Source organism: Pseudonocardia pini (genome assembly GCF_013870575.1).
Classification (GTDB): domain Bacteria; phylum Actinomycetota; class Actinomycetes; order Mycobacteriales; family Pseudonocardiaceae; genus Pseudonocardia; species Pseudonocardia pini.
In genome coordinates this window covers 1-5452 of sequence record NZ_JACBXB010000357.1, presented here as the reverse complement: position 1 = coordinate 5452, position 5452 = coordinate 1, and the positions used below count along the sequence as shown (strand labels likewise).

The window sequence follows — 5452 nt, the reverse complement described above, 5'->3', positions numbered from 1 at the left end:
GCAGTGGGCGGGTCGGTCGGGCCAGCCCGATCTCGGCCGTGACCAGCCGGAACGCCCCGAACCCGACGATGTAGAGCCCACTGGGCAGCCCGCATTGCGCGGTGGGGCGCCAGTGCGCCACGCCGAGCACGCCGCCGTCGAGCACGGCCCAGGCGTCGACCGCGGGCAGGTGCGGGTCACGGCTGCAGGCGGCCGCGCACGCCTGCCTGCCGAGCCACTCGCGGACGGCGGGCCGGGCGCCGGGCGCGATCTCGAAGACGGTCGGTGCGAGTGCGGACCGCACGAAGCACCCGGTCCAGTCGCCCACGCCCGTCATCGCTGACACCTCCCCCGAAGTGGCCTGAATCATACGACCGTCCGCGGCCGCCCGGCGGCGCTGTGCACCGATCCGGGCACGGAGAGTGGCCATCCGTGCGGTCAGCACGCTACTCAGGGTGAGTCCCCCGGTGAAACGACACGATCGTGGGACACCGCGGCACGGGGGTAACGAGGCAGGATGGTCCGCACGATCCAGCAGACGACGGACAGCGACGGCGGCGACGAACGCAGCACCGGTGACGAGGAGGGCGAGATGGACGAGCGCGGACAGCACGGCCCGGGTGTCGACGGGGCCGAGGGTGTGGTTCCGTTCATCCCTCGCCAGGACCGCCGCAGCCCCTCGCCGGTCGACCTGGCGCACGTCCGCAGGCTGGCTCCGCGTCCGCGGGTCTCGCCCGAGGAGCGCGAGTCGGTCGAGCCGACCGGCCCGGTCCGAGACGTCGACCGCGCCCGGGTGCTGCTGCGGTACGCGCGGCTGATGACCACCGGCCGCCCCGTCTTCTGCAAGCCGAGCCGGGCCGAGCTGGCGGGCACCGCTCCGCGCAGGCAGGGCGTCGGCGCCGACGGCAAGGTCATCTACTCCGACCGCGAGTCCGCCGAGGCCGCTGCGCGCGAGCTCGAGGAGCTGGGCGCCCGGGCGCAGCGCGCCTACGTCTGCAAGCGCTCCCGCCGCGGCCACTACCACCTCACGACGGACCTGGTGCGCGAGCGCGAACGCGAGCTCGCCGCCCACCAGGCCGCCCTGCACGCGATCCCGCAGCAGCGCGACCGCCGGTCCGCCTGACTTTCCGGACCCTCGCTGGTACGGTCTGTGGTGTCGATCACATGGTGATCGGCATCACCACCACCGGGAGGACGGCCCGTGAACCAGCACCGCCTGCAGGACCGCATCGACTCCGTGCCGGACTCGCTCGACGCCACCCAGCGCGCGCGACTCGGGGCGCACCGCAGTGCGGTCGAGGAGTGCCGCGAACGCATCACCGAGCTGCGCGGTGAGCTGCGCCGGGTGCTGTCCGGCATCGACGGCCCGCGCTCGTCGGTGGAGATCATGATCGAGCTCGACTCGCTCGAACGCGTGCAGCAGCGCCTCGACAGCAGGCTCTCCGACCTGTGCGACGAGCTGTCCGGCGCGGCCCCCGTGATCCGGTACGGGGACAGCTGAGGCCAGGACAGCTGCTCGGACAGCTGCTCGGACGACTACTAGGACAGCTGTAGCTCGCCGTCCCAGCGGCCGTCTCCGCGCGGCACCTCGGTGGGGGCGCTGCGGAAGCGCTTCGCCGCCGCGAGACCCGTCGCGCCCGTGCGTGCCAACGCGTGCAGGGCGAGGTCGCGGTGGACCGGGTCGTCCGTGCGCGCCAGGAACCGGGACAGCTCGTCCGCGGCCTCGACCTGCGAGCGGGCGGCGACCCAGGCGTCGAGCTCCGCCTCGGCGACCGCGGCGCGCACGTCGGCCATCCGCACGCACACGTACTCGATGTCCTCGTCGGCCAGCTCGCCCGGCAGCGGGGCGTGCAGGCCCTGGTCGATGAGGGTCTCGTGGACGGCCCAGAGCCCCATCGGGGTCAGCGTGACGATCGTGGGGTCCGGGTCGTCCCGGCCCGCGAGCTCCACGAGGGCGTCGAGCTCCTCGGTGTCCAGCAGCTCGCCCAGCTCGACGGCGCCGAGCAGCTCCAGCGCGTCGAGCAGGGCGGTGACGTCCCGGCGCCAGAGCCTGCCCTCGGCGTCCCCGGCGAGGTCGTCGACCACGCAGCCGCACGAGTCGTTCACGGCCTCGCGGACGAGCCGGTGGAACAGCTCCACGGGGATCGGGCCGCCACCGGCCGCGTAGAGCTCCAGCCAGAGGATCGGGAACGCGTCCGCGAGCGACATCCCGAACAACGACGGCGCCCCGAACACGTCGGTGCCGCCGAGGTGGTCGCCGATCCGCCCGACGGACCCGAACACCCTGCGCCACAGCTCGATCGGCCGGTGGAGGTCCTTCGTCGCGCTCTTCACCGGCACCAGTCGTCCGTGCACCGGGCGCACGAGCCGCGCGGCCTTGGCCCAGTGCAGCATCAGCGAGGTCTCGGGGAGGTCGGTGGAGCGCCGGGCGGAGTCCCGGTAGAGCTGGTCGAGGCCGAGGAGGTCGGCCAGCGCCAGCGCGTCGGGCAGGGTGAGCCGCCCGTCCCGGGTCAGCCTGCGGCCCGCGCGGACCCAGACGGTCAAGCGCCGCAACAGGTCCAGTGCCACGCTCTCGCCCGCCGCCGTCACCATGTCCGCGGCGCTGGGCAGCAGTACCGGCGGCAGCTCGGGGGCCGGGACCTGGCGGCGGGGCGCCTGCTCCTCGCGCCGGGTGATCTCGGCCAGGGCGGCCCGGTCGATGTCCACCTCGCCGGACCGCGCACGGTCCAGGAAGCGTTGCACGGCACGGGGATCGGCCGGGTCGACGCCGTGGCGGCGCAGCTGCACGCCCCAGAACTTGCCGAGGTCGTAGTTCCGCTCGTCCGCGATGCCGTCGAGCAGCGCGGGCGTGGAGTCGAGGACCTGGGCGTGCAGCTCGGCGCGGGAGGCCGAGCGGGCGTCGAGGCCGTCGTGGTCGCCGAGGAAGTCGATCAGCGCGTGGAAGGCCTCGGGGACCTCGTCGGCGTCGAGCACGGTGACGTGCCGGGGGAACCACATGCCGAGCGCGTCGGCGACGTGGGCGCGGGTCCAGCGGCCCAGCCGGTGGTCCAGCGCGTACTTGTAGTCGAGGGCGGCGGCGACGAGGAAGACGTCGGCCGAGACCCGGCGCCTGCGCGCCCAGGTCCCGAACGCATCCAGCAGCCGGTCCCGGGCTCCGGCGTATCCCTGGTCGTCACCGGGGGCGAACACGAGACGCATCGGGCCCACTCTCGCAGCCCACCCCGCGTCCGGGGACGGGGGGTGGGCGCGGCGGGAGTGGGCCCGATGCGCTACTGCTTGGGCTGGGGCTCGCCGGGCAGGAGTGTGCCCCCGCCGTGGCGCTTCGCCTCGTCGGCGCCCTCGGCCATGCTGAGCGGCTTCACGTTGAGGATGAAGTCGCCGTCGTGCTGCTTGAGGCCGTAGTCCACGGCCTGCTCGACGGCCTCGGACGCCCGGTCCTCGCGCCGGATCAGCGGGTCGCTGCGCAGGTCCTTGAACAGCGACACGCACAGCAGCACCATGACGATCACGAACGGCAGCGCCATGATGATCGTGATGTTCTGGATGCCCGACAACGCGTCCGACCCGCCGACCAGCAGCATCACCGCCGCGATCGCGCCCATCACGGCACCCCAGAAGATCACGATGCCGCGGCCGGGCTCGATGGAGCCCTTCTGCGAGATCGTGCCCATCACCACGGACGCGGCGTCGGCGCCGGAGACGAAGAAGATCGCCACCAGCAGCATCGCGATCACGGAGAGGATGCCGCCGAGCGGGTAGGACTGCAGCAGCCCGAACAGCTGTCCCTCGGTGCTCGCCGAGGCCAGGTCGTTGCCCGCCTGCTGCTCGGAGATCGCGGCCCCGCCGAAGATGGCGAACCAGACCAGCGACACCACGCTCGGGATGAGGATGACGCCGGTGATGAACTGCTTGATCGTCCGGCCGCGCGAGATGCGTGCGATGAACATGCCGACGAACGGCGTCCACGAGATCCACCAGGCCCAGTAGAAGACCGTCCAGCTCTGCAGCCACTCGGCGGTCTCGGGGCCGTCGGCGCCGGTGCGGGCGGCCATCGAGGCGAGGTCCGCCAGGTAGTGCCCCACCGCGCCGGGCAGCAGGTTGAGGATCAGCACGGTCGGGCCGACCACGAACACGACGAACGCCAGGATCGCGGCGAGCACCATGTTGACGTTCGACAGCAGCTGGATGCCCTTGGCCACGCCGCTGACCGCCGAGGCGATGAACGCGATGGTCAGGACCACGATGATCGCGACGAGGATGCCGGTGCCCGGGTCGTCCATCCAGCCCACGGCGTCGAGACCGCCACCGATCTGCAGCGCGCCGAGGCCGAGCGAGGCGGCGGAGCCGAACAGCGTGGCGAAGATCGCGAAGATGTCGATCGCCTTGCCGAGCCCGCCCTCCGTGCGGCGGGTGCCCAGCAGTGGGGCGAACGCGGCGGAGATCAGCTGGCTGCGGCCCTTGCGGAAGGTGCCGTACGCGATGGCCAGCCCGACGACGGCGTAGATCGCCCACGGGTGCAGCGTCCAGTGGAACAGCGTGGTCGCCATGGCGGCGTCGAGCGCCTGCGGGGTGCCCGCAGCCGCGCCGGAGCCCGGGGGCGGCGAGGTGAAGAAGGCCAGCGGCTCGGCCACGCCGTAGAACATCAGGCCGATGCCCATGCCGGCGGAGAACATCATCGCGACCCACGAGGACGTCCGGAACTCCGGCGTCTCGTCGTCGCGGCCGAGGGGGATCTTGCCGTAGCGGCTCGCGGCCAGGTAGATCGCGAACACCACGAAGGCCGACGCGGTGAGGATGAAGAACCAGCCGCCGCCGGACATGATCCCGCCGAGGACCGCGCTCGCGACGCTGGACAGGCTCTCCGTGCCGAGGATGCCCCAGACGATGAACGCGACGACCAGGGCGGCCGCAACGCCGAAGACGATCCGGTCGGTGGGCTGCTTCTGCTCGGCGGCGCCGCCGCCCGCGGCCACGACCTCGGGCGCGCTGTCCTCCGGTCCCGGATCCGGTCCGGCGCCGCCTGTGGTGGGTTCCTTGAGAGTCATCCGTGGCGTCCCGCGAGAAGCGGGGTCCCCCTCACCTGTACGTGGAGCGAACGATGCGCGGACACCATCTGCCCGTGAAACGTCCTGCGTCAACACCGTGGTCCGGTTTCGTTTCGCGGTGCGCGGCGGGTTGCGCAGTGTGCGTACCAGCGCAGATCGGGGCGCTGAGCTGCGCGAACGGGGATCGTTGCGCGCGCGATCGTTACCCGAACGTCACGGCCTCCGCCAGCCCGCGGGGTCCACCCCGCCCGGCACGGGTGCCTGCGGGTCGTACGGCGTGCGGGTGAACACGAAGGTCGCGAGGTTCAGTGCGAGCGGGTCGAGGCGCAGGGTCTCGCCCGCGAAGTAGCCGTCGAGCCCCACCCAGGTGCCGTCCGGCCGGGCCCGGAAGCGCGACGACCGGCCCGGCCTGCCGAGCCCACCGAGAT

General features: G+C 72.7%; 6 protein-coding genes. 2 read left to right on the top strand and 4 right to left on the bottom strand.

Annotated elements, in window-relative coordinates:
* The coding region (locus H5J29_RS19345; RefSeq protein ID WP_181782457.1) for a hypothetical protein at nt 1-316 on the bottom strand (316 nt) is incomplete at its 3' end.
* 180 nt (nt 317-496) lie between these two features.
* Here H5J29_RS19345 and H5J29_RS19340 point away from each other — a divergent pair.
* Both H5J29_RS19340 and H5J29_RS19335 read left to right on the top strand, forming a co-directional pair.
* Nucleotides 497-1102, top strand: coding sequence for a hypothetical protein (locus tag H5J29_RS19340; RefSeq protein ID WP_181782455.1), 606 nt, complete (start codon nt 497-499; stop codon nt 1100-1102).
* Between the two features lie 78 nt (nt 1103-1180).
* Nucleotides 1181-1480 carry a hypothetical protein gene (locus tag H5J29_RS19335; RefSeq protein ID WP_181782454.1) on the top strand — a complete coding sequence of 100 codons (300 nt, stop codon included), beginning with the start codon at nt 1181-1183 and terminating at the stop codon, nt 1478-1480.
* 38 nt (nt 1481-1518) lie between these two features.
* On the opposite strand, the gene H5J29_RS19330 is transcribed toward H5J29_RS19335, so the two are convergent.
* The 3 genes from H5J29_RS19330 to H5J29_RS19320 form a co-directional block, all read right to left on the bottom strand.
* Nucleotides 1519-3177: a hypothetical protein gene (locus H5J29_RS19330; RefSeq protein WP_181782452.1), complete on the bottom strand. Its 1659-nt coding sequence runs from the start codon at nt 3175-3177 to the stop codon at nt 1519-1521.
* 71 nt (nt 3178-3248) lie between these two features.
* Complete coding sequence (locus tag H5J29_RS19325) at nt 3249-5024, bottom strand: BCCT family transporter (protein WP_181782450.1); 1776 nt, start codon at nt 5022-5024, stop codon at nt 3249-3251.
* Nucleotides 5025-5237: 213 nt separating this feature from the next.
* A partial coding sequence (locus H5J29_RS19320; protein WP_446686485.1) for a DUF7586 domain-containing protein occupies nt 5238-5452 on the bottom strand: 215 nt, incomplete at its 5' end.

Bases quoted from the DNA above. Each gene is read 5' to 3' on its own strand.
- H5J29_RS19340 (WP_181782455.1), top strand. From the start codon at position 497: ATGGTCCGCACGATCCAGCAGACGACGGACAGCGACGGCGGCGACGAA.
- H5J29_RS19330 (WP_181782452.1), bottom strand. From the start codon at position 3,177: ATGCGTCTCGTGTTCGCCCCCGGTGACGACCAGGGATACGCCGGAGCC.
- H5J29_RS19325 (WP_181782450.1), bottom strand. From the start codon at position 5,024: ATGACTCTCAAGGAACCCACCACAGGCGGCGCCGGACCGGATCCGGGA.